The sequence below is a fragment of the Iodobacter violaceini genome (assembly GCF_011601265.1).
GTDB classification, from domain to species: Bacteria; Pseudomonadota; Gammaproteobacteria; order Burkholderiales; family Chitinibacteraceae; genus Iodobacter; species Iodobacter violaceini.
The window spans coordinates 33,191-59,693 of record NZ_JAAOLX010000012.1 but is presented as its reverse complement, the minus strand read 5'-3'; the positions used below and the strand labels follow the sequence as shown (position 1 = coordinate 59,693).

25 protein-coding genes are annotated in these 26,503 nt (G+C 49.7%); 17 read left to right on the top strand and 8 right to left on the bottom strand.

The annotated features are described in order from the left end of the window. The first annotated feature begins 13 nt into the window (after positions 1–13). On the top strand, positions 14–829 hold the full coding sequence (locus tag HA050_RS18825) for a CheR family methyltransferase (RefSeq protein ID WP_099396274.1): 816 nt from the start codon (positions 14–16) through the stop codon (positions 827–829). A 61-nt stretch (positions 830–890) separates the two neighbouring features. Here the strand turns inward: HA050_RS18825 and HA050_RS18820 are convergent, their stop codons facing one another. After that, entirely contained in the window at positions 891–1,442 is a 552-nt protein-coding gene (locus HA050_RS18820) for a DJ-1 family glyoxalase III (RefSeq protein WP_166829675.1), read from the bottom strand. 35 nt (positions 1,443–1,477) lie between these two features. On the opposite strand from HA050_RS18820, the gene HA050_RS18815 reads away from it, so the two are divergent. Then, the gene (locus tag HA050_RS18815; protein ID WP_166829673.1) at positions 1,478–2,428 is read left to right on the top strand and encodes a D-2-hydroxyacid dehydrogenase; all 951 of its coding nucleotides are present in this window, start codon (positions 1,478–1,480) and stop codon (positions 2,426–2,428) included. Between the two features lie 133 nt (positions 2,429–2,561). Here HA050_RS18815 and HA050_RS18810 read toward each other — a convergent pair whose 3' ends face one another. Next, positions 2,562–3,227 carry an HAD family hydrolase gene (locus HA050_RS18810; protein ID WP_166829670.1) on the bottom strand — a complete coding sequence of 222 codons (666 nt, stop codon included), beginning with the start codon at positions 3,225–3,227 and terminating at the stop codon, positions 2,562–2,564. 286 nt (positions 3,228–3,513) lie between these two features. Between HA050_RS18810 and HA050_RS18805 the strand changes: the two genes are divergently transcribed. The 7 genes from HA050_RS18805 (at position 3,514) to HA050_RS18775 (ending at position 13,180) form a co-directional block, all read left to right on the top strand. Continuing rightward, on the top strand, positions 3,514–3,906 hold the full coding sequence (locus tag HA050_RS18805; RefSeq protein WP_166829667.1) for a YchJ family protein: 393 nt from the start codon (positions 3,514–3,516) through the stop codon (positions 3,904–3,906). A gap of 150 nt (positions 3,907–4,056) precedes the next feature. Next, the gene (locus tag HA050_RS22490; RefSeq protein WP_115227961.1) at positions 4,057–4,704 is read left to right on the top strand and encodes a TetR/AcrR family transcriptional regulator; all 648 of its coding nucleotides are present in this window, start codon (positions 4,057–4,059) and stop codon (positions 4,702–4,704) included. Positions 4,705–4,716: 12 nt separating this feature from the next. Then, on the top strand, positions 4,717–7,266 hold the full coding sequence (locus tag HA050_RS18795) for an acyl-CoA dehydrogenase (RefSeq protein ID WP_166829664.1): 2,550 nt from the start codon (positions 4,717–4,719) through the stop codon (positions 7,264–7,266). Between the two features lie 231 nt (positions 7,267–7,497). Beyond that, positions 7,498–8,805, top strand: a complete 1,308-nt coding sequence (locus HA050_RS18790; protein ID WP_166829661.1) for an OmpP1/FadL family transporter — start codon at positions 7,498–7,500, stop codon at positions 8,803–8,805. Between the two features lie 87 nt (positions 8,806–8,892). Beyond that, entirely contained in the window at positions 8,893–11,262 is a 2,370-nt protein-coding gene (locus HA050_RS18785; protein WP_166829659.1) for a 3-hydroxyacyl-CoA dehydrogenase/enoyl-CoA hydratase family protein, read from the top strand. Positions 11,263–11,338: 76 nt separating this feature from the next. Continuing rightward, positions 11,339–12,544, top strand: a complete 1,206-nt coding sequence (locus HA050_RS18780) for an acetyl-CoA C-acyltransferase (protein WP_166829656.1) — start codon at positions 11,339–11,341, stop codon at positions 12,542–12,544. Between the two features lie 72 nt (positions 12,545–12,616). After that, positions 12,617–13,180 carry a chalcone isomerase family protein gene (locus tag HA050_RS18775; RefSeq protein ID WP_166829653.1) on the top strand — a complete coding sequence of 188 codons (564 nt, stop codon included), beginning with the start codon at positions 12,617–12,619 and terminating at the stop codon, positions 13,178–13,180. A 569-nt stretch (positions 13,181–13,749) separates the two neighbouring features. Here HA050_RS18775 and HA050_RS18770 read toward each other — a convergent pair. Next, positions 13,750–13,998, bottom strand: a complete 249-nt coding sequence (locus HA050_RS18770) for a hypothetical protein (protein WP_166829650.1) — start codon at positions 13,996–13,998, stop codon at positions 13,750–13,752. On the opposite strand from HA050_RS18770, the gene HA050_RS18765 reads away from it, so the two are divergent. Both HA050_RS18765 and HA050_RS18760 read left to right on the top strand, forming a co-directional pair. Continuing rightward, complete coding sequence (locus tag HA050_RS18765; protein ID WP_166829647.1) at positions 13,997–15,739, top strand: autotransporter assembly complex protein TamA; 1,743 nt, start codon at positions 13,997–13,999, stop codon at positions 15,737–15,739. The two genes, HA050_RS18770 and HA050_RS18765, sit on opposite strands and share 2 nt — an antisense overlap. Continuing rightward, positions 15,740–19,621 carry a translocation/assembly module TamB domain-containing protein gene (locus HA050_RS18760; protein WP_166829644.1) on the top strand — a complete coding sequence of 1,294 codons (3,882 nt, stop codon included), beginning with the start codon at positions 15,740–15,742 and terminating at the stop codon, positions 19,619–19,621. It abuts the gene before it with no gap. A 32-nt stretch (positions 19,622–19,653) separates the two neighbouring features. Here the strand turns inward: HA050_RS18760 and HA050_RS18755 are convergent, their stop codons facing one another. The 3 genes from HA050_RS18755 to HA050_RS18745 all read right to left on the bottom strand — a co-directional run bounded on the left by HA050_RS18755 (position 19,654) and on the right by HA050_RS18745 (position 21,371). Then, entirely contained in the window at positions 19,654–20,373 is a 720-nt protein-coding gene (locus tag HA050_RS18755) for a DUF4214 domain-containing protein (protein WP_166829641.1), read from the bottom strand. A 294-nt stretch (positions 20,374–20,667) separates the two neighbouring features. Next, the gene (locus HA050_RS18750; protein ID WP_166829638.1) at positions 20,668–20,949 is read right to left on the bottom strand and encodes a barstar family protein; all 282 of its coding nucleotides are present in this window, start codon (positions 20,947–20,949) and stop codon (positions 20,668–20,670) included. Further along, positions 20,940–21,371, bottom strand: a complete 432-nt coding sequence (locus HA050_RS18745) for a ribonuclease domain-containing protein (RefSeq protein ID WP_166829635.1) — start codon at positions 21,369–21,371, stop codon at positions 20,940–20,942. Before HA050_RS18745 ends, HA050_RS18750 begins: the two co-directional genes overlap by 10 nt. A gap of 141 nt (positions 21,372–21,512) precedes the next feature. On the opposite strand from HA050_RS18745, the gene leuC reads away from it, so the two are divergent. From leuC to HA050_RS18715, 6 genes are all read left to right on the top strand, one after another. Beyond that, a complete protein-coding gene (gene leuC, locus HA050_RS18740; protein ID WP_166829632.1) occupies positions 21,513–22,919 on the top strand; it encodes a 3-isopropylmalate dehydratase large subunit in 1,407 nt (468 codons plus the stop codon). Between the two features lie 11 nt (positions 22,920–22,930). Then, positions 22,931–23,059 (top strand): entericidin A/B family lipoprotein, encoded by a 129-nt coding sequence (locus HA050_RS18735; protein ID WP_099396244.1) that lies wholly within the window; start codon positions 22,931–22,933, stop codon positions 23,057–23,059. Beyond that, a complete protein-coding gene (gene leuD / locus HA050_RS18730) occupies positions 23,056–23,694 on the top strand; it encodes a 3-isopropylmalate dehydratase small subunit (RefSeq protein ID WP_166829630.1) in 639 nt (212 codons plus the stop codon). The genes HA050_RS18735 and leuD overlap by 4 nt, the downstream gene beginning before the upstream one ends. Before the next feature lie 93 nt (positions 23,695–23,787). Next, on the top strand, positions 23,788–24,522 hold the full coding sequence (gene nagB / locus HA050_RS18725) for a glucosamine-6-phosphate deaminase (protein WP_099396242.1): 735 nt from the start codon (positions 23,788–23,790) through the stop codon (positions 24,520–24,522). Positions 24,523–24,628: 106 nt separating this feature from the next. Next, positions 24,629–25,150, top strand: coding sequence for a GNAT family N-acetyltransferase (locus tag HA050_RS18720; protein ID WP_166829627.1), 522 nt, complete (start codon positions 24,629–24,631; stop codon positions 25,148–25,150). Between the two features lie 19 nt (positions 25,151–25,169). Beyond that, positions 25,170–25,670 carry a C40 family peptidase gene (locus HA050_RS18715; protein ID WP_240929174.1) on the top strand — a complete coding sequence of 167 codons (501 nt, stop codon included), beginning with the start codon at positions 25,170–25,172 and terminating at the stop codon, positions 25,668–25,670. On the opposite strand, the gene HA050_RS18710 is transcribed toward HA050_RS18715, so the two are convergent. Both HA050_RS18710 and flgM read right to left on the bottom strand, forming a co-directional pair. Beyond that, a complete protein-coding gene (locus tag HA050_RS18710; RefSeq protein WP_166829622.1) occupies positions 25,667–26,131 on the bottom strand; it encodes a flagella synthesis protein FlgN in 465 nt (154 codons plus the stop codon). The genes HA050_RS18715 and HA050_RS18710 overlap by 4 nt on opposite strands. A gap of 1 nt (position 26,132) precedes the next feature. Beyond that, positions 26,133–26,417: a flagellar biosynthesis anti-sigma factor FlgM gene (gene flgM / locus HA050_RS18705; RefSeq protein WP_166829619.1), complete on the bottom strand. Its 285-nt coding sequence runs from the start codon at positions 26,415–26,417 to the stop codon at positions 26,133–26,135. Between the last annotated feature and the right edge of the window lie 86 nt (positions 26,418–26,503).

The window sequence follows — 26,503 nt, the reverse complement described above, 5'->3', positions numbered from 1 at the left end:
TTAAAGGATCCCCATGTTGCCAACGCCTTCTCGTGAATTTCAGTTTACGGAGCAAGACTTCGAAAAGGTGCGTAAGTTAATTTATAACTACGCAGGCATTGCTCTTTCTCCTGCCAAACAAGATATGGTTTACGGGCGTTTAGCCAAACGCCTGCGCGCCTTAGGCCTGCAATCATTTAATGATTATTTGCAGCTCTTAGAGAGGGGCAATAGCAAAGAATTTGAATTGTTTACCAATTCACTGACCACTAATCTCACTTCGTTTTTTCGGGAAGCGCATCATTTTCCTATTTTGGCAGAACATCTGCTGGCGCATCGCAGCTCGGGTGCATTGCAGGTATGGTCATCTGCTTCCAGTACCGGGGAAGAGCCTTACAGTATTGCTATGACAGCGTGTGAAGCTTTCGACAGCATGCGGCCGCCGGTTAAAATTACGGCCACAGATTTGGATACCAATGTGCTGGAAACCGGCCGCATCGGCATTTATGCGGGTGAAGAAGTCGAGCGCATGGGCCCGCAAAGAGTGAAGCGCTTTTTTGATAAGCTGCCCGATGGTCGCTATCAGGCCAAGCAGGAGCTGCGCGATTTAATTACATTTAAGCGGCTGAATCTGGTGGAAGCTACTTGGACAATCCGCGGCCCGTTTGATGTGGTTTTTTGCCGTAATGTGATGATTTATTTTGATAAACCCACGCAGCTTAAAATTCTTGAACGCTTTGCGCCGCAAATGAAATCTTCGGGTTTGTTGGTGGTGGGCCACTCAGAAAATCTTTACCACGCAGCGCAATTATTTAAATTGCGCGGTAAAACGGTGTATGAGCTGGTTTAAATCAGCAAAAAAGCCCGCATAAAAAATGCGGGCTTTTTTGTGTCTGTAGTATGCGTGTTATTCAGGCAAACAGCATTTCTTTACTCAGCTGCTGTGAAATAGCCTCTCCTTTAAGCTGGCGTACCAGCTCGAAAGCAAATACGGCGGCTGTGCCGGGGCCGCGTGAGGTGGTGATCAGGCCATCCTTCACTACATCCCTCATCACAATATTTGCACCTGCCTCCGTTAAAGCCGCTTCGCAGCCTGGGTAGCAAATGGCATTGATCCCTTTGAGTAAACCCGCTTTGGCCAGCACCATGGGGGCAGCGCAAATTGCAGCCAGGGGTTTGCCCTGGGCAAGGTGTTGTTGCAGGCGGGTATGCAAATCAGTGCAGGCCAGCATCGCCTGCGTGCCAGGTCCGCCACCGGGCAGAACCAGCATTTGGGCGTGGTGATCTGCCTTATCCATGGACAGATCCGCCTGAATAGTGATTTGATGTGCACCCGTGACAGCCAGCGCGCTGTGAATCGAGATCAGACGGGTGCTGATATCAGCGCGGCGTAAAATATCCACGACCGTAACTAATTCTATTTCTTCAAAACCGGGTGCCAGAAAGAGATCGACTTGATTCATTTTGCTGCCTTTTTAATTAATTGAGAGCGTGATATATGCTGCCACGGATTGTGTTTTTAGACAGAGACTCTTTACCGCTTACTTTACTCCCCTTAAAAGCGCCGCATCAATGGCAGGAATATGCCAACACAAGGGAGGATGAAGTAGCAGAGCGTCTGATCAATGCCGATATTGCAATTAGTAATAAAGTGCCGCTTTCAGCAGCAACCATTGCGTCTTGCCCAAATCTTAAACTGATTGCCGTCGCGGCCACCGGCTATAACCAGATTGATCTGGCCGCTTGCAAAGCGCGTGGAATCCGCGTGTGTAATATTCGTGATTACGCGCTTGCTGGTGTGCCTGAGCATGCCCTGATGCTGATGCTGGCATTACGCCGCCAGCTATTGGCGTACCGGGCGGATGTTGAAGCGGGCCAGTGGCAGCGGGCCAAAAGTTTTTGCCATATTGCTGCACCTATCCATGATTTAGCTGGCAGCACGCTGACTTTAATCGGCTCAGGCGCGCTGGGACAGGCGATGGCGTGCCTGGCCCGTGCCTTAGGTATGAACGTGCTTTTTGCAGAAAGAAAACACGCTGAAACAGTGCGCCCGGGCTATGTCGGTTTTAACGAAGCGCTTTCCCTTGCCGATGTGCTGAGCCTGCATTGTCCTTTGAATGAGCAAACCCGCCATTTAATTGGTGCAGCAGAATTGGCGCTGATGAAAAAAGATGCGGTGCTGATTAATACGGCAAGAGGCGGTCTGGTCGATGAAGTGGCTTTATTGCATGCATTGCAAACGGGGCAGTTAGGCGGGGCAGGGCTGGATGTTTTAATCACAGAACCCCCAAAGGATGGAAATGCGCTATTGGATATCAGCCTGCCTAATCTGATTATCACCCCGCATATTGCATGGGCAGGGCAATTTACCATGCAGCAATTAGCAGATCAGCTGATCCATAATATTGACGCATTTCTGGCTGGGGTACCCAAAAATGTATTGATTTAAACGGTAGATGCAATGAGTGCTCAGGAGGCATGCAGGCGGCGTTTCAGGGGGGGTATATAAAATCAGCACAAATAGCTGAGGCGGCATTGTTATGTGCCTCAGCAGGAAAGGCATCAGTGCTGACTGTTACATTTTAAACGGCTTGTGCAAGCAGATCTCTGGCTTCGGCCAGCGAGCCCAAAATTGGAATATTGAGGGTTAGTGAATGCCGCGATGGCGGGCGCAAATCAGGAATCATAATGATTTTGCAGCCGGCCTGATGCGCGGCTTGTACGCCAAAATCAGAATCTTCCAGCACAATGCAGGATTCAGGCGGCAGATGAAATGTGGCGGCGGCTTTTTGATAGATTTCAGGGGCGGGTTTGGGGTGGGTGACTTCGTCACCACAAATGGCAAATTCAAACCGCGGCCAGATCCCGGCGGCGCGTAAATGGTGTTCGGCAATGCTGCGGCGGGTAGAGGTGCAAACCGCCTTGGGAATGTGATGCGCTTCCAGCCAGTCCAGAATATCTGGCAGGCCCGGGCGATGCGCGATGGGCTCCTGTGTGCGCTCCATATAGAGTGCGTGGCAGGCGGCGCGTAATTCTGCAATGGGGGCGTGGCGGCCTAAGTGCTCTTGCAGATATACATCTGTTTTTCCGGAATGCATGCCAATCATGCCAATCATTAAGGCTCTGGGCATGTCTACCCCTAGCGACGCCGCTGCAGCGGCCCAGCATTCAATGCCAATACTTTCTGTGTCCAGCATCAGCCCGTCCATATCAAACAAGGCAGCTTGCGGTTTTGATGTCAGATACATGGGAGAGCCCTTTGCAGAAAAGGGCTTCATTTTACGCCAGAGCACAGTGGGGCGGGCTGTGTATTATTACGGCGACATTTGCATGAAAGAGCCACCGGGCAGAGTGGCTGCCGGCTGTAAAACAGCCGGATTGTCTCTTGTTGCGCGGTTGTTTTGAGCCACAACGTGCTATTTTCGCTGCAAATCAGGCCGGGAGAGGCTCTGTTGCAGGCGTTTTTTTGCATCGGCTGTTTAAATCTGACGGGCAGCTAGTATGATGCGCCTGAACTTTATGTAAGTGTTTTAAATGGGAGTTGTAAAGGTGAAAGAAGTGAATTGCCCCTGTGATAGCGGACAGCTTTACGCGAAATGTTGCGGCCCTTTTCATCAGGGGCTAGCTGCAAAGACGGCAGAGCAATTAATGCGCTCACGCTACAGTGCGTTTGTTTTAAATTTACATGATTACCTTTTGAAAACCTGGCATGTATCCACCCGCCCTGAATCGCTGGCCGATGAGGAGCCGGTGCGCTGGCTGGGCTTGAAAATCAAAGATGCGCAGTCTGATGAGCTGCTTGCTGAAGTTGAGTTTATTGCGCGGTATAAAATTGCCGGCAAGGCTTGGAAATTACATGAAAGAAGCCGTTTTGTTTTTGAAGACGGATGTTGGTATTACATAGATGGCGATATTTTAGACAGCTAAACGCAAGCAATGTGTTGCATTGACAGGCGGAAAGCCTAGGGGTTTTCCGCTATTTTTACGTCTTGGCTTGACATTGACGTCAACTTCTTATAATTTCAAACGGTCGTTTGAAATTGTTTTAAATCAACTACACCCAGCAGGAGTCGTAACGTGGTCGAATCGGTCAAGGCGCAAGATACAGCAAACCGCATTTTAGATGCAGCAGAGCCACTTTTTGTTGAACACGGCTTTGATGCCACGTCCATGCGCATGATTACGCAATCGGCCCGGGTCAATATTGCAGCGGTTAATTACTATTACCATTCTAAAGATGGGCTGTTCCGGGCGGTATTTGAGCGCCGTGCAGAACCATTTGCCCGATTGCTTTTAGGAAAGCTTGAGGAATTAGAAAAAAGCGTTGCAAATCCAACTGCAGATCAGGTTGCAGAAGCGTTTGTAATGGCTTCTTTAGAAATGGGAAGAAATCCGGAATATGGCGGTTTGTTGTTTGTTCGTTTGGTTGCCCGAACTTTTGTTGAGCCGCATCCGGAATTAAAAGCAACCATGCCACAACGATATGGTGAATTAACCCGGCGATATTTAGCGGCATTGGGGCGGGCTTTGCCACATTTGTCTGAATTAGAAGTGCAATGGCGTTTTCATTTTTTATCCAGTGCTATGTTTAATGCATTCGCTGGTAATAATGTTTTACGTTTATTTACCGAAAGCTCACTCGTCAATGCCCGTGATCCTGCATTGGTGGTTCGAATGTTAATGCCTTTTATCCGTGCTGGCCTGAATGCGCCAGCTGCCCAATAACTGGAGACGGTCATGACTAACGTATTGCTGCATATATTGCCAATTTTTGGCGCGTTTTTGCTCTTCGCATACTGGCGCGCCCCGCTTTGGCTCAGCTCTTTATTGTTTTTAGCGGCGACTGCTATTGGGGTTAAAACCTCGGCGATGCCTGTCAGTATTTTGGTTGTGGTTGCTGTGCTGCTGGCGCTGATTAATATCAAGCCTGTTCGCCGCGCCATTTTAACCGGGCCTATTTTTAGTGTGTTTCGTAAGATTACTCCGGCGATGTCGCAAACCGAGCAAGAAGCGGTTGATGCCGGTACGGTTTGGTGGGATCGCGATTTGTTCTCGGGTAAGCCTGATTTCGATCGCCTGCATGCCATTCCGCAAGCTACGCTGACGCCAGAAGAACAAGCCTTCCTTGAAGGTCCGACTGAGCAGCTGTGCGCGATGCTGGACGATTGGAAAATTTCCACCCAGCATAAAGATCTGCCGCCTGAAGCATGGCAATTTATTAAAGACCAGGGCTTCCTGGGCATGATCATCAAGAAGAAGTACGGCGGTAAAGAATTCAGCAATACTGCTCACGCTCGCGTTGTCACCAAGATCGCTACGCGTTCAGGTTCGGCGGCTGTTTCTGTTATGGTGCCAAATTCACTCGGACCAGGCGAATTACTGCAACATTACGGTACTGATGAGCAAAAGAACTACTACCTGCCACGCCTTGCAAAAGGGATTGATATTCCTTGCTTTGCACTGACCAGTCCTGATGCCGGCTCAGATGCGGGTGGTATTCCTGATTTTGGTAAGGTTTGCCGTGGCAGCTATACCGATCCGCGTACCGGTGTGCATCACGACAATGTATTAGGTATTCGTCTGACCTGGGAAAAGCGCTATATCACGCTTGGCCCGATTGCTACCGTGCTGGGTATGGCATTCAAGCTGTACGATCCTGAGCACCTCTTAAGCGATAAAGAAGACATTGGTATCACTTGCGCATTGATCCCGACTGAGCATGAAGGCGTGCATATCGGCCGCCGTCATTATCCGGGTACAGCTGTGTTCCAGAACGGCCCTAACTGGGGTAAGGATGTCTTTATTCCGCTGGATTGGGTCATTGGTGGTAAAGATTACGTGGGCCAGGGCTGGCGCATGCTGGTTGAATGTTTGTCGGTAGGGCGTTGTATTTCTCTGCCAGCGATGTCGGTAGCGTCAGGCATGGTGTCTTCTTACACCACTGGTGCTTACTCACGGATTCGTAATCAGTTTGGTTTATCGATTGGCCGCTTTGAAGGTGTGGATGAAGCACTGGGCCGTATCGGTGGGATGACTTACCAGATGGATGCAGCACAGCGCCTGGCTTTATCAGGGCTGGATATGGGCGAAAAGCCATCGGTCTTGTCGGGTATTCTGAAGTATCACAACACCGAGCGTATGCGTAAGGTGATTAACGATGCGATGGATGTACACGGCGGTAAAGCAGTATGTACCGGCCCGCGTAACTATCTGGCAGGTGCATATGGCGCGATTCCGGTCGCAATTACGGTTGAAGGTGCGAACATCTTAACCCGCAGCATGATTATCTTTGGTCAGGGCGCAATTCGTTGCCATCCGTTTGTTCTGACTGAATTACGCGCTGCAATGAATAAAGATTTGCCTGCGTTTGATACAGCGGTGATTGGCCATATTGGCTTTGCCGTATCCAATGCGGTGCGTGCTTTTGTAATGGGTCTGACCGGCGCTAAATTGGTTGGTTCGCCAAAATCCGGCGCAATGGCTCAGCGTTATCGCAATGTGGTTCGTTTCTCTTCTGCCTTTGCTTTCCTGGCAGATATGGGAATGGCTTCATTGGGTGGCAGCCTGAAGTTCCGTGAAAAACTATCGGCTCGCTTGGGCGATATGTTGTCAGGACTTTATATTGCGACTGCTGCGCTGAAAAAGTTTAATGACGACGGCGCTCCTAAAGAAGACTTGCCACTTGTGGCATGGGCAGTTGATTCGGCGCTTTACGATTGCCAGGTGGCCATGGATGGCTTTATGGCGAATCACCCAAGCCGTGCACTGGCGTTTCTGATGCGTACCCTGGTGTTCCCGCTTGGCCTGAGCTTAAAAGCAGCGACAGACAGCGATGGCACTAAGATTGCCCGTCTTCTGATGGAGCCATCGGTAGCGCGTGATCGCCTGACTCAATATATGTATCGCTCTAAAGATGAGAATGATTCTGTAGGTGTGCTGGAGCATGCATTAAAAGCAGTGATTGATACTGAAGCATTGGAAGGCAAGTTGCGTAATGCACAGCGTAAAGGCAGCTTAAAGAGCATTACAGCTTCTGAGCGCCTTGCAGAAGCGCAAAGCACAGGGCTGATCTCCGCCGCTGAATTTGCTGCGGTAGAGCGGGCCCGCCGCTTACGCCGTGAAGTAATTATGGTGGATGATTTTGATTCAACCTTAAGCACTTCTGATGACAACGCCATTCATCGCGATATTTTGAATCAGCCTAAAGTCAGCGACAACACGGTTGTAGCTAAGGCCGCTGGTCAAGAAAGTGTAAAAATAGCAACAGAAACACGCCCGGTGGCATAAAAAGCAGGGGGATTTCATCCTTTGATGAAATCCCTAATGCGCCTAAACAGACGTTTGAATAAAAATAAGCTTGCGTTATATTTAAGACCTAATTAAAACGGCCCAAAAAGCAAAGGTATGAGTAAGGCCATCTTACCTTCTTTGAAAGTACCAACAGAGTACTTGGGGTTTGTTGCAGATTGACTGCATAGGACTAAACCACAGGCCACTGGCCACAGTAGGAGATAGACGATGTCTGGAACTATTCGTATGGCAATTCGTACTTTAGGTGTGGCAAGCTTGTTTTTTGCGGGCAATGCGCTTGCATCCGGTTATCACTTTGGTGTGCAAAGTGTCAGCTCGCAGGGTGTTGCCAATTCAAACGCTGCCGAGGCAGAGGACGCTTCTGTTCTGTTTTACAATCCGGCAGGAATGACCAATTTGCGGGGCACCAATATATCGGGTGCTTTGGTGGTGGTCGATCCACACATCAGCTTCTCTAATCTGAATGCCACTAATAGCCGTGGTAAACCTGTATCAGGCAGTGATGGTGGCTCGCCAACTGATCCTGTGTTTGTGCCGCAAACTTATATTACCCATCAGGTGAATGATCAGCTGTTTGTAGGGCTGGCAATGTTTGTGCCATTTGGTGACAAAACCAATTTTGATGATAAATGGATTGGCCGTTACAACGGTACTGATCTTGAACTCATGACCTTGGCTTTAAATCCTTCGGTCGCTTACAAAATAAATGAGCAGTTTTCTGTTGGCGCAGGTGTCACTGCGCAATATATGAAAGCGCGCTTTAAAAAAATGATTGATCTGGGCGGTAAAGCCACTGTCGGTGGAAACTCTTCACCGGCTCTTGATGGATCGATGGATTATGAGGGCGACGATTGGGCGTATGGCTTTAATCTGGGTGTCACCTGGAAGGTGGACGATAGCTTGCGCTTTGGTGCGGCATATCGCTCCAGCTTAAGCCACAGCTTGCAGGGTGATACCAAGTTTACTGTACCTGGCGTGTTTCCTCCGGGTGTGGCAATTGGGGCAAAGCTGCTTAATTCAAATGGTACAGTTGATTTAGAAACGCCGGATTCACTGGCCATTAATTTCTATAAAAAATTAAATAGCCAATTTGCATTAACGGGTGACTGGACGCATACCTGGCACTCTAAGTTTCAAGATTTGATTTTGAAAACAGATGCAGGCTTTAATGCTGATATCGCACAAAAATGGCGTGATACTGATCGCTTCTCATTGGGTCTGAGCTATCAATACAATGATCCTCTGAAGTTGCGTGTGGGTCTGGCTTACGATCAGTCTCCTGCGGATGCGGCAGAATATCGCATTGCTAATTTGCCAGACAGCGATCGTTATTGGTTCTCTACCGGGTTTAACTATGCAATTGATAAAAATATGTCAGTTGATGTGGCTTATACCTATGTGAAATTTAGTAATTCATCCATGAGTAATGTGGATAGTAGTAATTCAGTGCTGACTAAGGCTGATGTTTCCGCCCACGCCAATGTATTTGGCGCGCAATTGAATTACCGCTTCTAATTCGTTTTATCCCTCCCTCCGGGGAGGGTTTTCGTGACTCCGGGGTGGTTTTCGCCACCCCTCCTTTTCCTTTTAGCGAGGCTAAACATGGCCAATACCGTGCATATCCGTCAGGTTGCCGTTCTCGGCGCGGGCGTTATGGGAGCGCAAATTGCTGCCCATCTTGCCAATGCGGGAATTAAAACCGTTTTATTTGATTTGCCAGCAAAAGAAGGCGATGCAAATGGCATTGCAACAAAGGCAATTGCAAATCTTAAAAAAATGAAACCATCGCCATTAGCCTCGGCAATGCGCGCGGATCATATTGAGCCAGCTAATTACGGCTCTGATTTAGAAAAATTAAAAGATTGCGATTTAATTATTGAGGCCATTGCTGAGCGCCTTGATTGGAAACTTGATCTTTACGCAAAAATTGCGCCTTTTGTAGCACCTCACGCAATTCTGGCGTCCAATACTTCCGGCTTATCGATTAATTCTTTAGCTGGCGGTGTGCCTGAGCAATTACGCAGCCGTTTCTGCGGTATCCATTTCTTTAATCCGCCACGCTATATGTATCTGGTTGAGTTGATTGCCGATTCCCAGACTAACCCTGCGATGATGGACGCGCTGGAAAGCTTCCTTGCTACCCGCATGGGCAAGGGTGTGGTACGCGCTAAAGACACCCCTAACTTTGTTGCCAACCGCATTGGTGTGTTCTCCATGCTGGCGACGATTTATCACGCCGAACGCCTCGGCATCCGTTTTGATGTGGTTGATGATCTGACTGGCCCGCGCCTGGGCCGTCCAAAATCAGCGACTTTCCGTACTGCTGACGTGGTTGGCCTGGACACCTTTGCTCATGTGGTTAAAACCATGACTGAGCAACTGGCAGCAGACCCATGGCACAAATACTTTAACGTTCCGGCCTGGATGCAAAAGCTGATTGAAAACGGTGCTTTGGGCCAAAAAACCAAGGCGGGCGTGTTCAAGAAAGTAGGCCGTGATGTACTGATGCTTGACCCTGCTACTGGCGAATATATTGCCGGTGGCCAGAAGGGCAGCGATGAAGTGAAAGCGCTGCTGAAAATCACTGATCCTGCAGCACGCTTTAAAGCATTGCGCGAATCCGCGCACCCGGAAGCGCAATTCCTCTGGGCCTGCATGCGTGATGTATGGCATTACATCAGCTATCACCTCGATACCATTGCAGATAACGCACGTGATGTGGACTTTGCGATTCGTTGGGGTTTCGGCTGGAATCAGGGCCCGTTTGAGCAGTGGCAAGCAGCTGGCTGGAAAGAGATCGCAGCGGCCATTGCTGCGGATTCAGCAGCAGGCCAGGCAATGAGCGATGTGGCTCTGCCTGCTTGGGTGGCTTCGCGTGATGCAGTGCACACGCCAGAAGGCTCGTTCAGCGCGGCAGACAATGCGCTAAAACAACGCTCCAGCTTGCCGGTTTATAAGCGTCAGCTTTATCCGCCAACCGTAGTAGGCGATGCAGCGCCTGTGTATGGCGAAACGATTTTTGAAAACGATGGCGTGCGCATGTGGGTGCAGCCTGGTGAAGACGTTGCCGTGCTGAGCTTTAAAACGAAAGCGCATTGCATTGGCCCGGATGTTCTGGCCGGTGTAAATCAGGCGGTAACGATCGCTGAAGAGCGTTTTGCTGGTCTGGTGGTTTGGCATCCGGAAGCGCCGTTCTCGGTGGGCGCAGATCTGATGAGCATGGGCCCGGCCTTTATGACCGGCGACTTTGCTTCGATCGAAAACATGGTGGCCGAATTCCAAAAAGCCAGCATGCGTCTGAAGTATGCCGCTGTACCCGTGGTTGGCGCGGCTCAGGGCTATGCCTTCGGTGGTGGCTGCGAGTTCTTAATGCACTGCTCACGCGTTGTGGCCTGCCTTGAAACCTATATCGGCCTGGTTGAAGTCGGTGTGGGCCTCTTGCCAGCGGGGGGCGGGTGTAAAGAATTTGCACTGCGTGCCTCGCAAGAAGCAAAGGGCGATATTGTTGCTGCTCTGAAAGATTACTACTTGTCAGTTGCGATGGCGAAAGTGGGTACCAGTGCAGAAGAAGGCCAGCAAATTGGCTATCTGCGCAGCTCTGATGTGATTGTGTTTAACCCGAATGAATTGCTCTATGTGGCTAAAGCGCAAGTGCGCGCCATGAGCGAATCAGGCTACAAAGCACCGGTTAAGCCAAAAGCATTTGCTGTAGCGGGCCGCGCAGGCGCTGCAACCATCAAGGGCCAGCTGATCAATATGCTGGAAGGCGGTTTTATCTCTAAGCACGACTACCTGATTGCCGGCCATATCGCCGAAATCATGACCGGTGGTGATGTAGATGCGGGCACGCTGGTGGATGAAGAGTGGATCCTGAAGCTGGAGCGTGAGCGCTTTATGAAGCTATTGAAAACTGGCAAAACGCAAGAGCGCATTATGTATATGTTGGAAAACAACAAGCCGCTGCGTAACTAAACAATTCATCGGAGCAGGGGGGGCGATAAGTTGCGAGCTTACCCTGCTCAGAAGACCCCAAATTTAGGAGCTCAAAATGAGCAGACAGATTCAAGAAGCTTATATCGTTGCTGCGACGCGCAGCCCGGTTGGTAAAGCACCGCGCGGTATGTTGCGTAACGTTCGCCCGGATGATTTGCTGGCCCATGTATTAAAAAGTGCGCTGGCCCAGGTGCCTCAGCTTGATCCTAAGCTGATCGAAGACGTGATTGTGGGCTGCGCTATGCCAGAAGCCGAGCAGGGGATGAATATTGCCCGTATGGCAGTGTTGCTGGCGGGTTTGCCGGATACGGTAGGTGGTGTCACCATCAATCGTTTCTGCTCCTCAGGCGTGAACGCCATTGCCATGGCTGCAGATAAAATCCGTTTGGGCGAAGCCGATGTGATGATCGCGGCGGGTACGGAAAGCATGTCGCAAGTGCCGATGATGGGAAATAAAATTTCCCTGAACCCAGAAATTTTCACTAAAAACGAAAATTTGGGCATTGCTTTTGGTATGGGCCTGACGGCAGAAAAAGTAGCCGAGCAGTGGAATGTATCCCGTGAAGACCAGGATGCTTTCGCTGTGGAGTCCAATCGCCGTGCCCTGCATGCAATTGCTACCGGCGAATTCAAAGACGAAATCAGCCCGCTGGAAGTATTTGCCCGCACGCCAAATTTGGCGACTGGCGAAGTTGAAGTCACCAGCAAGATTTGCGATACCGACGAAGGCCCTCGTGCAGGTACCACCATGGAAGGCCTGGCTAAGCTCAAGACTGTATTCGCGGCCAAAGGCTCGGTTACTGCAGGTAACAGCTCGCAAATGTCCGACGGTGCGGGTGCGGTGATCCTGGTTTCTGAGCGCATTCTGAAGCAATTTAACCTCGTGCCTTTGGCGCGTTATGTGACCTTTGCCGTAAAAGGCGTTCCGGCACATATCATGGGTATTGGCCCGAAAGAAGCGATTCCGGCTGCACTGAAGTTAGCTGGCCTGACGCTGGATGATTTGGGCTGGATTGAGCTGAACGAAGCCTTTGCTGCGCAAGCACTGGCTGTGGCGCGTGATCTTAATCTGGATATGACCAAGGTTAATCCACTGGGCGGCGCAATTGCTTTAGGCCACCCGCTGGGTGCAACCGGCGCGATTCGTGCGGCAACCATCGTGCACGGTATGCGCCGTCACGGCATGGCTGGCAAATACGGCATGATTTCCATGTGTATCGGCACCGGTATGGGCGCGGCAGGAATTATCCAATCCTTGTAAGGTTTTATTCACAGGTCAAGGCTTTTGCCCACGGATTAAAATCCGTGGGTTTTTTTTCAAGGAAATGAAAAAATGAAAAAATTACTGATAGGCGCTTCTTTTGTGCTGGCAGCACAGAGCAGTATGGCGCTGGAAGTGGCTGGGGTGAATTTAGCCGATCGTGCTGAGTTGTCCAGCCAGTCTTTGGCACTCAACGGTGCGGGTGTGCGTAAAAAAGTATTTTTTGATGTTTATCTGGCTGCGCTCTACCTGCCGGTAAAAAGCCAGGATGCCAGCGCCGTGGTGAATTCGCCCGTGCCACGCCGTATGGAGCTGCGCATGCTGCGTGAAGTTTCCGCTGCCGCCATGCATGAAGGTTTTGTGGATGGGTTGAAGTCCAATCAGAGTGAGGCCACGCTGGCAGCTCTTGCGCCGAAAATTGCCGAGCTGGAGCAAATCTTTAAGCTGGTTAAAACCGCCGCTAAAGGTGATGTGATTGTGCTGGACTTTATGCCGGGCCAGGGTACGCGCGTTACCGTGCGTGGAAAGACCTATGCAACCATTGCTGGTGACGATTTTGCTGCGGCTATGCTTTCAATCTGGCTGGGAAAAGCACCAGTGAACGATTCATTAAAGGCGGCTTTATTAGGGAAGTGATCTGGATCACACCAGGTGTCTGGTGCTTGCCAGCAGTTAAACGGGTAGTACAGAGGCGCAATCTGGCGCCTTTGTACGCTGCTTTTTTTTAGTGTGGGTTTTAGCTGATCATTGTGTAACTGTTTTTTCCTTTGCTTTTATTTATCAAGCGGCCTTGTGCCGCTTTTTTATTGCAAACGTCCCTGCGTTTTGCGTGACTTCTGCGGCGGTCCCTGATTTTTCTTGCTTCGCGTAAGAGGGCGGAGGCCGCCGCGAGCTTTCGTTTGATGGTTTGTAGTTAAATTACACAATGGTCTGTTTTGTTTTTGATGTTAATACATTTCATATCATTGAATTCGTTACATATTTTTTTAAATGATGTAGTTGTATCTGTAAATTATTGTACTTATACAGGTAGTTTTATTACAAAAACACTTGCAATTGATATGTAGTTTTGCTAAAGTAGCGTCATTGCTTGATTGGGAACAGATCTCTGACCCAAACTTTTAAGGAGATGCAAATGCGTACCTTGCAAATTCTTTTTAAGAACATCGAATCTGCTCAAAACCTGCTGTTGAAGTCCCAGGGTTTTATTGCAACTCGTTGATCTGGTGGTTTAGCTGTTTGTAAGTGTGGTAAGTAGTAAGTTGTTGTGTGTGTAGTATGTTTTGACTCTTCATCTGGTCTTTCTTGTTACCCGGCTCTGTGTTCTGCGTCTTTGGATGCGTATACAGACCGGGTTCTTTTTTGTCCGCTGCGCCTCCCATGCGGTAAAGTAGCGGCCTTGTCTCTTTTAAAATCATCCCTATGATTGTTCGGTCATTTTTCGTTTTGGTCATGGCTTTCCCTTTTCTGTCGCTGGCCGAAGAGCTGCCTGCTGCGGATGCAGAGCAAAGTGTCTATTTTCCCTATGTTTTGAATATTGAAGCACCTGGTGATTTGCAGGCACTCTTAGAAAAACATCTGGATCTTGCTCGCTGGAAAACTGAAAAAAGAATGACCAAAGAGCAGCTTTCACGCCTGATCGATAATGCGCCGGATGTCGTTGCCGGCCTGCTGGCGACAGAAGGTTATTTTTCGCCCAGGGTGACCGCCAGCATGGACGAATCGACCATTCCGGCGATTGTTTCTTTGGATGTGGATGCCGGAAAGCCAACCCTGGTTCGCAGTGTGGATGTGAATTATCTGGGTGATATTATCCCCGACGAAGTGCGGATGAAGCGTTTGGAAGAGCGCCAGGAGCAAAACTGGCCCCTGCCCAAGGGAAGTATCTTTCGCCAGAGTGATTGGGATAGCGCCAAGCGTGGCGCGGTCAGTTCATTGCTGAATCGCCGTTATCCGGCGGCCAAATTAGTCCATGCCGAAGCCAGTGTTGATCCCGAAGCAAATACTGTTGATCTGACTGTTGATATAGACAGCGGGCCTGCTTATTTTTATGGGCCAGTAAGTATCACGGGCTTATCCCGCTACCCTGAAAAATTAATCCGCAACAATATTCAGTTTCGTGAGGGCGCCGAATATCGCCGCAATGATTTATTAGAATTACAAACCTATTTACAGAATCTGCCGCATTTTTCTCTGGTTTTGGTGGATGTTGATCTGCCGCCCGACGCGCCCTTCATTGCGCCCGTAAAAGTAACGGTGCAAGAAGCGCCTTTGAGCAAAATCAGTACAGGTTTGGGCTATAGCACCAATACCGGTATGCGTGGCTCGTTTGATTATCGCTATTTAAATCTGATGGACCGGGGCTGGGTGCTGGATAGTGGCGTGAGTCTGCAACAAAAAGAGCAGTCAGCAAGTGCCGGGATTACCTTTCCCCGCTTTGCATCAGGGTATGAGCACCGGGTCTATGCCAGCTATGTGAATGAAAATATTCAGGGCCTGGATACCAGCACCTGGAAGACCGGGGTATCCCGCAGCAGCACTGAAAAGAATATTGACCGATTAATTGCAATTGAATATCAGATGGAGCGCCGCGAGCTAAACGATGGCACGGTTTCTGCCCCTCAGTCTTTAACCGCAAAATATCAGTGGGTGCGGCGTGATGTAGACCGGATCAGAAACCCGCGCTCGGGTAATGTCATTACTCTGGAAGGCGGGGGGGCACTGAAGGGCTTGTTGTCGGATGAAAGCTTTGTCCGCCTTTATGGGCGTGGTGTGCAGTTTTGGCCTGTAGGTGAGAAAAGCGTCGTAGTTGCCCGCCTGGAAGCCGGTGATACCTTTACCAAAGAGTCTTTTAATGTGCCAAGTGACTGGTTGTTCCGAACCGGTGGCTCATCGTCGGTACGTGGATATGATTATCAAAGTTTAGGTTTATCGCTGGGGGGCTCAACCATTCCTGGCCGGGTTATGGCGGTCAGCTCCATAGAATATCAGCAGCCTGTATATAAAGACTGGCTTGGGGCCGTGTTTGTTGATCACGGAGGCGTCGGCGATCAGTGGAAAGACTGGCGTGGCTCGACGGGTGTGGGTGTGGGGGCGCGTTGGGCAAGCCCGGTGGGGGTGATTGGTTTTGATGTGGCGAGAGGCGTGGAAGAAAATCAGTTCCGTGTGCATTTCACCATGGGAGTGACTTTCTAAATGCAGACAAATCAAACGCCTGCTGCCGCAGAAACTCAGGCTGCCAAGCCGGTTGCACGGTATTCAAAAATGCGCCGCTTGATGGGCTGGCTGCTGTTTTTATTGGTTATCCCCGTTTTTTTACTGACCATTGCGCTGGCCTTTTTTGATTCACAAATGGGGCGCGACTGGCTGGTAAAGCAAATTAATCAGAGTGGTGTGGCAAAGCTGCGCGCGATTGATGGCTCTTTATGGTCTGATTTCGCTCTGCGGGGCCTTGTGCTGAAGACTGAAGATATGGGGCTTGCGATTGATAAAGTGAGCCTTGCATGGAGCCCGTACAGCCTGCTGGCGCGTGATTTATCGCTGGATGAATTAAGTATCGGCCATTTAGAGATAGACATTAAACCCAGCCCGCCGGATAAGCCGGCATCGCCTCCGCCTGAAAGCATTACTTTGCCAATTGGTCTGCATATCGATCAGGCACAGATTAAAAAGCTGAGTATCAAGGGTTCGCCCGATCTGGATGATGTTCGGTTTAAATTAGCCAGTAATGGGCGTTTTCATCAAATCACATTGGATCAGCTGAAGTTAAAGCTGCCTCAGCTGGATGCGAGTTTAAAAGGTCATCTGGCGCTGGTGGGGACGCAGCCTTTTGTGACTTCGGGTCAGCTCTCTCTTGCGGGTAAAGTGGAAAATCAGCCCTTGCAATCCCAAATCATGCTTGATGGCGAGCTGCGTAAATTGCTATTAAAAGGCGATATCAAAAGCAATCAGCTCAACGCCATGATCAATGCACGGCTGGATCTGTTTGCGCCTTATACCTATCAGCTTTTGAGTGAAGGTCAGATTAAGCTGCAGCAGCTTAATCCTGCCGCGCTGATGCAAGGTTTGCCCAAGGCGCTGATTGATGTGTCTTTATCTGTTGTTCCATTGGGTGAAAACTCGGCCAGTGGCGCGCTGGAAATCCGTAATGCAATGCCTTTAACGATTGATCAGGGCGGGCTGCCGTTTACGCAGATCAGCAGCAAGCTGGGGTATTTAAAAGAAACGGTTACGCTTAAATCCATGTCGCTGGATTTGCTGGGGCAAGGGCAAATTAAAGGGGCGGGGCAATTAGATAAAGGTCAGCTGAAATTAAAGCTTGATCTGGCCAAAATTGACCCGGCTAAGCTCTTTACGCGTCAGCCTCCTGCATCCCTTGGGGGTACGATTGAGTTGAAAGGCCCGTGGCTGGCTCCCGATGTGCTGGCTAAACTGGCCGATGCACAGCGTAATGCAGCGCTGGATCTGGATATGGGCTGGTTAAACCCCAAGCATGAGCGGCGTATTGTTTTGCGTGAGGCACGCTTATCCCGGGCAAACAGCAGCGTTGCCTTACAGGGTGAGCTGGGTTTGCTTGATGCAAAAGGCGTGGCAAAAAATGACTTTAAATTGTCGGGCGAATTTACGGGTCTTAACCCTGCTGAATTTACAGCCAGCCCGAAAGGATCGCTGACAGGGCAATTTAAACTAGCCGGTGCTTTACAGCCCGCTATAAAAGCCAGTGTGGATTACAGCTTGAGTGACAGCCGTTTTAATGGTGAAGTGCTCAGTGGTAATGGGCGGCTGAATATAGAAGAAACCCGTGTTTCGAATGCAGATTTATGGCTGTCATTAGGTGCGAATCGCATCGATGCAGAGGGTGCACTTGGCCTTGCCAGTGATGTGCTGAAACTGAAAATCAGCCTGCCGCAGTTACAGCAATTTGGCCCGGGGTTCAGCGGTAAAATCAGCGGGGATGCGCAGTTAAAAGGCGCCATGCTTAGCCCGCAAATTGCCACCCGGCTGGCAGTTTCAGGTTTACAAACGCCTTTTGGCGTGTCGGTCAATCAGGCGGTGCTGGATGCTCAGCTGCAGTCTGATTTAAAAGGGCCAATGTATATTCTTGCCGACATCACGGATGCAAAAGCGGCAGGTGTGCAAGTTCAGACGCTTAACTTTAAAGCAGACGGCAGCCGGGAAAAACACAACGCCAGCCTGCAGTTAAAAGGTAAGCAGGGTGAGCGTTTGATCGATGTCAGCTCCCGTTTTGAGGGCGGCATAAATGATCAGTGGGTCTGGCGCGGCAGCGTGCAGGGCCTGCAAGTGAATCAGCCGCTGGCCCTGAGCCTGGCTGCGCCATTATTGCTGGAGGCTGGTGCTAATCAGGTGCGGCTTGGCGATGCGCGACTTTTGATGGGCGAGACGCGGGTGCATATCGAAAAACTGAACTGGCAGGATGGCAATCTGGATACCACAGGTGAGCTGGAGCAGGTGTCGGTTGGGCAATGGCTGACGTTGCTGGGGCAAAAAGAAGTCAGCGGTAATCTGATGCTGGGCGGGCGCTGGGCGCTTAAATCTGCAGGCAGCTTAGATGGCCAGCTGGAAATCCACCGGCAATCTGGTGATTTAAAGTATGTAACGCAAAACACAGCACCGCAAAAGTTTGATTTACAAGATTTCAGGCTGCAGGTGCTGGCGAAACAATCCGCCCTGAACTTCACCGGTAATTTAAGTTCTGGCCGTTTTGGTCAGATGCAGGCAAATGGTACTGCGCTGCTGGATGCCGTGAATTGGCGCTTGGCAGAGCGCGCGCCGCTTGATGTATTTATCAAGGGGGATGTGCCAAAGCTTTCAATGTTTGGCCCCCTGCTTGGACCGGATTTAACGCTGGCCGGGAACGGGCGTTTTGAAGTGCGGCACGCAGGATTACCCAGAGAAAACGACTGGACCGGCTTTATCTACGGTGATGGCGTATCGGTGCGGGATGCTGCAACGGGGCTGGCTTTGCAGGATGGGAAGGTCAGGGTAACGCTGGATAAGCAGCTAATTAATTTGCAGCAATTCCAGTTTAAAGGCGGGCAGGGTACTTTGGATGCGAAAGGTTCGTTTGATCTGACAGGCCCCAGCCCCAGTGCCACAGCCCAGGTTACGGCCAATAAGCTGACTTTGATCAGTAAGGCCGATATGCTGGTTGTGATGTCCGGCCAGGGCAATATTATGCTGAAAGATAAGGCGCTGAGCGTCAGTGGGCAGCTGAAGGCAGATGAAGGGGATATCCGCTTCCAGTCAAACGATGTGCCCAAGTTGTCAGATGATGTGGTGATTAAAGGCCGCAGGAAAGCGCCGGTTGATGCTGGGCCAAAGCTTGCCTTGCAGATGGATATTGATCTTGGAAAAAACTTCCGTTTCAGGGGGTATGGATTAGATGCAAGGCTGGCCGGTCTGCTGCGTTTGCGCGCACAAGCCAATCAGCCGCCTACTGCGCATGGCGTGGTGCAGGTGGCTGAAAATGAAGGCAATGCCCGCAGCACTTACAGCGCATACGGGCAAAAGCTGGATATTGAGCGTGGGGTGCTGGCATTCCAGGGGCCGATTGATAACCCCGGGCTGGATGTGCTGGCTATGCGCAGGGGCCAGCAAGTCGAGGCGGGTGTGCAGGTGAACGGCACCGCCTTGCGGCCACGGGTGATGCTCTACTCCGAACCCAGTGTTCCGGATAGTGAAAAACTCAGCTGGCTCTTGTTTGGCCATGGCTCGGACAGCATGGAAAAATCAGACAGTGCTCTGATGCTGCAAGTGGCTAATGCGTTGCTTACATCCGGAGATAATTCGAGCTTTAGCGAAGGGCTGTTAGGTAAAGTGGGTCTCGACGATGTGGGTTTCAGCAGCCTGAAGGAAAAGGACGGCAGCTCTACCCAGGTGGTTTCGGTGGGTAAGCAGTTAAGTAAGAATGTACGGGTATCACTGGAAAAAAGCGTGAATGGCTTGCGCGATGCGGTGAAGTTTACCTGGCAGCTGACTAAAGGCTGGTCTTTGGTTTCACGTATTGGCACGGATGAAACCACCGGGGATGCATATTACACCTTCTCTTTTGATTAAGATGAAAAGCGCCGCCCTCGGGCGGCGCTTTTTTATATCTGAGTCTGAGTTGTTTTATTTAACTGAATATATTCCTGGCTGCCCTTGATGTTTTCTACAATGGCTTCTCTTTCCATGCCTTTGCTTAATTGCGCTTTGTAATGATCAAACCCGCCACTGTCTGGTTTGCGTTTGAGTAAGTGCATAAAGGCGGCAAATAAAAAATCATCATCTTCCTGAATATCGATCAGGCCATCGTGCAGGGGCTCGCCTGTTTTAACGGCTTTTACATTAAACAGCCAGTCATCAACGGAATTCAGGCTTTTGATGGTGAAGCCAGCTTCATACAAGGCATTTTTAATGGTGATTTCGGTAAAACCAATAAAATGAAAATCGCCGTTATAGCATTGCGTGCCAAACAGGCAGCGCAAAAGCTCTTCATGTTTGGCCAGTGTCTGGTTTTCTGGTTTTTTTAAAAGACTTAACAAGCCAATTACATTGGGGATTTGCAATTCAAGCATGCCACCATGGGCGAGCAGGCGGTTCCATTCTCTTAATGTGGTGCTGGTTTTTAATCTGGGGATGTGTTCGAGTATATCGTTAGCCAGAATATATTCGTAATAGGCAGAAGGCAGACATTTGAGCTGGGTACAGTCGGCGACTAAATCAGGCTGGTGATATTCATTTAAATCAATATTCAGATAACCGGTTTTTAAATCATAACCACAGCCTATATTTATTTTTTTTGGATAATTTTGATATTCAAAATCCATAAGACCTCCCCGGGTTTTGCAGCAGAAAACAGATCATGGCTCTGGCAGTGCTTTTAAGCTTTTTTTGCCAGAGCCTGAGTATAGGAAAGAGCAGGCAATGATCCAAGTTTGTTTTGCTGCAATGCACCAGGTTTCATTTACGGCTGCAGTGGCTGCAAGTTTTCGGGCTGAACAAGTTAAATGACGCAGGGCGCTGCGAGTGCGATGAGCGTTTTTTTACGCTGTGCAGCCCATGCCCCCCATCACTGGCGTGCACGGTTTTTGCACCGTGCATCAATCAAACGTCTGCAGTGCCTATGGCTTCAGGATAATGCTTAAATCATCCCGGTCTGCGATCGCATCGTTGAATACTGCAAGTAAGGCCGCGTAGTCTTCCTCGCCCAGCGCGGCTTGCGCTTCCATGGTGTTTTCCCATGTGATCTGGATAGGGCCTTCCAGATTGCCACTCAGCTCATCGTAAAGTGCATCCAGGTTATTGATGAAATCGCTGGAAAAATCCAGTTGCTCGGCCAGTTGCTGGTAAGCGTCATTGAGCTTGTAAATATGTCGGAGTACGACGCGTTGGCTTATTGACATGCTGCCACCTCAGTAAAGGTTTGATAATGATCGACTGTAATAAAGCGCGGGCCATTTTTGCTGAATACAATGCGCTTTGCACCGCGTTTTCCGCCCTGGTAGTCTAAATCTGCTTCCTGATACTGACCGCGCGGCAGGCGGTTTTCACGGTTGCCAAAACGATCGCCACCAATGGATTTGCCGGGCAGGCTTTGCCAGAGGCTGCTGCCAGGGCGCCAGCCTGCGGCCTGTGCTTCGCGTTTAGTGACAAATTTGGCGGGCAGGCGGCCTTGCTGATTCAGACTGCTGAGTATTTCTGTCAGCTCGCTGGCACTGGTGCCAGGGCGCAGCTGACGGTTTAATCCTTCTGCTACGCTCTGGCAAGATGCGGCCTGAACCCAGCCGCTGGCAAGCAGCATCAGGGCGAGAAGTGGTCTGTGCATAGAGGTTTCCTTTCCTGTGGTATTTGAAGTGGTGTGTAATTCTTTTATTTAAACTACATCGGCATAAGTCTTGCTTACACGGTTGTGGCAAAAGGCCTTCTATGCTAGTTTCGAAGACCCTGACTTTTCCAGACTATCGCCATGGCTCAGACACTTTATGACAAACTTTGGCATTCCCACGTTATTCGTACTGAAGACGATGGCACTTGCCTAATTTATATTGATCGTCACCTGGTGCATGAAGTCACCAGCCCGCAAGCTTTTGAAGGCTTGAAGTTAGCGGGCAGAACGCTATGGCGCAAGTCTTCGATTGTTTCGACTGCCGATCATAATACGCCAACTGATCATTGGGATAAGGGTATTCAAGACCCGATCTCACGGCTGCAGGTAGAAACACTGGATGCCAATATCAAAGAATTTGGCGCGCTGGCTTATTATCCCTTTAAAGATCAGAAGCAAGGCATTGTGCACGTGGTTGGCCCGGAAAATGGCGCAACCCTGCCAGGAATGACGGTGGTCTGTGGTGACAGCCACACTTCCACACATGGCGCATTTGCTGCGCTTGCGCACGGTATTGGTACCTCGGAAGTTGAGCATGTGATGGCCACGCAAACGCTGGTTGCCAAAAAGTCGAAAGCCATGCTGATTCGCGTGGATGGCGTTCTGGGCCGGGGTGTAACAGCAAAAGATGTGGCGCTGGCCATTATTGGCAAAGTAGGCACGGCAGGCGGCACGGGCTATGCGATTGAATTTGGCGGCGAGGCGATCCGCTCGCTTTCTATCGAAGGGCGGATGACGCTGTGTAATATGGCGATTGAGGCGGGTGCCCGTGCAGGCATGGTGGCCGTTGATGAAAAAACCATTGACTACCTCAAAGGCCGGCCTTATTCACCCAATGCCGCGCAATGGGATGCTGCGGTCGCGCATTGGAAAACACTGGTCTCTGATGAAGGCGCGGTATTTGATGCACTGGTTACGCTGGATGCCGCAGAAATCGAGCCGCAGCTCACTTGGGGCACATCGCCAGAACAAGTTTTGGGCATCTCTGGCGCGGTGCCGGATCCTGCTGCAGAGCCGGATCTGGTCAAGCGTGGCAGCTATGAGCGCGCGTTGCAGTATATGGGCCTGACCGCCAATACGCCGCTGACTGATATTCAGATTGATAAAGTATTTATCGGCTCCTGTACCAACTCCCGTATCGAAGATTTACGTGCTGCCGCAGGCATTGCCAGGGGCAAAACCAAGGCCGCTAATGTGAAGCTGGTGCTGGTGGTGCCGGGCTCTGGTCTTGTAAAAGCGCAGGCAGAGGCCGAAGGCCTGGATAAAATCTTTATCGCGGCAGGTTTTGAATGGCGTGAGCCGGGCTGCTCTATGTGTCTTGCGATGAATGCGGATCGCTTAGAGCCGGGCGAGCGCTGTGCTTCAACCAGTAACCGTAATTTTGAAGGCCGTCAGGGCCAGGGCGGGCGCACACATTTATTAAGCCCGGAAATGGCTGCGGCTGCGGCGATTGCAGGCCACTTTGTTGATGTGCGCCAGTCCGCCTAAGGAGATCAAGGATGAAAAAAATTGCAACGCTGACTCTGATGGTTCTGATGCTGGGGCTTACGGCCTGTAATACGGTGTCGGGCATGGGCAAAGATATTAAAAAAGGTGGCGAAGCCATCGAAAAGGCGGCCAGTAAATGAAAGCATTCACTCAATTAAATGGTTTGGTGTGTCCGCTGGATCGCGCCAATGTGGATACCGATGCCATTATCCCAAAGCAGTTTTTAAAGTCGATTAAGCGCTCTGGTTTTGGCCCGAATCTGTTTGATGAATGGCGTTATCTGGATCACGGTGAGCCGGGAATGGATAACAGCCAGCGCAAGCCTAATCCTGATTTTGTGTTGAACTTTTCGCGTTATCAGGGAGCGGAAGTCTTACTGGCCAGAGACAACTTTGGCTGCGGCTCCAGCCGCGAGCATGCACCGTGGGCAATTGAAGATTATGGCTTTCGTGTGGTAATTGCACCCAGCTTTGCCGATATCTTTTTTAATAATTGTTACAAAAATGGCCTGCTGCCGATTGTTTTGGATAGCGCCATTGTTGAACAGCTGTTTACAGAAAGCGTAGCCACTGAAGGTTATCGCCTGAATGTGGATTTGCGGGCTCAAACCGTTACAACGCCTTCAGGCCAGGTGTTTGCTTTTGACATTACCGGTCATCGCAAGCATTGCCTGCAAAATGGTTTAGATGAAATTGGTTTAACTTTGCATCACTCAGAAGAGATTAAAGCTTTTGAAGCGCAGCGAAAAATCGGACAACCCTGGTTATTTTCCTGATTTTTTGTGCGGGATGTGGTTTGCATCAACAAATCTTATTCAGTTGACGTATAGTATCTAGGTTGTTTTACTTATTTCGGAATTCACACAATCATGATTTTACATAAATTCAAAGATCAAAATGAACTGAATCGCGTAGGTGCTGATTTATTACTGTCTATTGTCCGCACCAAGCCTAATGCAATCCTCGGTATGGCAACAGGTAGCACCCCTGTTGGCATTTACCAGGAAATAGTAAAGACGTATCAGCAGGGGCTGGTGAGCTTTAAAGAAGTAACAACATTTAATTTGGATGAATATGCTGGTTTGCCAGTTACTCATCCGGAATCGTATCGCAGCTTTATGAATAGCCACCTGTTTAATCATATCGACATTCGCACTGAAAATACCTATGTGCCAAATGGCAATGCCGAAGATCTGGATGAAGAAGGCCGTCGTTATGATGAGCTGATTTATCAGAAAGGCCTTGTTGATATGCAAATCTTGGGGATCGGGCATAATGGCCATATTGGCTTTAATGAACCTGATGAAGCCTTATCGCGCTTTACCCATAAAGTGACTTTAAAACCGGAAACACGTGAAGCCAATAAACGCTTTTTTAACAGCATTGATGAAGTGCCAACGCATGCATTAACAATGGGCATGGGTTCTATTTTGCACGCAAAATCAATTCTGCTCGTGGTTAAAGGCGCAGAAAAAGCTGAAATCCTTGACCGAACTTTAAATGGCCCAATCACCACCCAAGTGCCGGCTTCTTTCTTGCAGACACATCCTCGTGTGATTGTACTGACCGATTGCGATGTAGATTACAAGCGTTCGCACTCTTAACAGATTGCTGCCTTCTCTTGCAGAGGGCTGTTTTTGCAAAAAAACACCGAAGGATTGCTCCTGAGGTGTTTTTTTTTGATTAAATTAAACAAGCTAAGAGTAAATAATGCGGATTGTTTCTTGTACTTATGCACGGCATGCCGAGCAAATTCTCTATATATTCAATGAAGCGATTGAAAACTCTACGGCGCTTTATGATTACACCCCAAGGCCATTAGCCAGTATGGTAGATTGGTTTGCTGATAAAGAAGCCAGACAATTACCTGTGCTGGGATTTGAAAATAATGCGGGTGTTTTATTAGGCTTTGCCAGCTATGGTGCATTCAGAGTGCGCCCGGCCTATAAATATGCTATTGAACATTCAATTTATATCCATCCTGATTATCGTGGCCAGGGTTTGGGTAAAAAACTATTACTGCTTATTATTGAAAAAGCGCAGGAGCAGGGTTATCACACCTTAATTGGCGGAATCGATGCTGAAAACACCGCGAGCATTGCGCTGCACCTGCAGCTTGGCTTTAGCCATGCAGGCACGATTAAACAATCAGGATTTAAATTTGGCCGCTGGCTGGATTTAGCTTTTTATCAATTGATTTTGCCTACACCTGAAAATCCAGTGGATGGCTGAGTTTGTTAAAGGATTCAGATTGAGAAAGATTATTTTGCTGAGTATTTTGGTGTTAAGCGCATGCAGCTCCACGCCTACCCGCACCAAAGTGGCTTACCCGGCATCTAAATCCTTGAGCAATATTCAGGCAGCAGGGGCGGGGCGCGAGATCGTCATGTACGCGCTGGGCCTGCTGGATGTCAGTTATCAGTTTGGGGGTAGTAATCCGGAAGCGGGCCTGGATTGCAGTGGTATGGTGAGCTTTGTGTACAAAAATGCTGTAGGTGCGGTGCTGCCGCATAATGCGGCACAAATTGCCAGCCTGGCCCGGCCTGTTGCAAGCGATCAATTGCAGGCAGGAGATCTTGTGTTTTTTAATACACTGGGCAGAGCGTTTTCACATATGGGAATTTACTTGGGAGACGGGCGCTTTATTCATGCGCCGTCATCTAAAGGAAAAATAAGGGTTGAATCGTTATCCACCCCGTATTTTGCACAACGCTTTGAAGGCGGGCGCAGCCTGATGGCCCTCAACCCTTAGGCTAAATCGCGTCTTTGTCCTTGCGGCAGCGAGGTAAATTTGCCATCCGGAGCATAAAGCGGACGGCTGTGGCTGGCATCTAAAATTTGCTGCATAAAGCCATTAATCAGCTGCTGGCGGGTTTCAATTAATTTGCCATTACTGCTGTTAAATGCGGATGCCTGACGGGTGATTTCTAAAAGTGTCTGCCACTGGCTCAGTGCATGAGGGTGCTGCTCTGTGATCCATGTATTGGCATCATGCTGCGGATCAATGCCCTGAGCACTGAAGAACTGACTGAGCGCTTGTCCGGCGTGCTCAGCATCGATTGCTGAGGCCTGTTTCTCTGTAGTGAGTACCAGCAGTGGATCCAGTTCATTGGCAATTAAATGACTTTGTTCTTTTTGAAGTAAGTCTAATAAAGTTTGCATGCTGCTGATGGCTTCAGTCAGCAGGGTATTTAAAGGCGAGTCTGTGGTCATTTCACTTGCCTAGTAGTTCTTGAGCACTTTGAATGATTTTGCCGGCGATGGCCTCTGTGCGCACGGTGAACCGCCCTTCGCTGATGGCTTTTTTGAGTGATTCAACACGCTCAGTATCAAAAGCAGGCTTTGAGTTCTGCTCGATTTGATTCAGCTTAGCCGCCAGTGGATTAATCGTTACGCTGTCTGTTTTAGCGCGCTCCGTACTTGCGGCGGGTGTGCTCGCAGTACGCTCGCTGCTGCGGCTGGGCGTCGTATTCAGAGGCTTGTTTTGATCGATTTTCATGGTATGTCATCCTTCGTCACTGGCCAGTGTGACTTTATGTACTGTCATTATGCCAAGTATCGACCTGATCCGTAAAAACTTTAGTA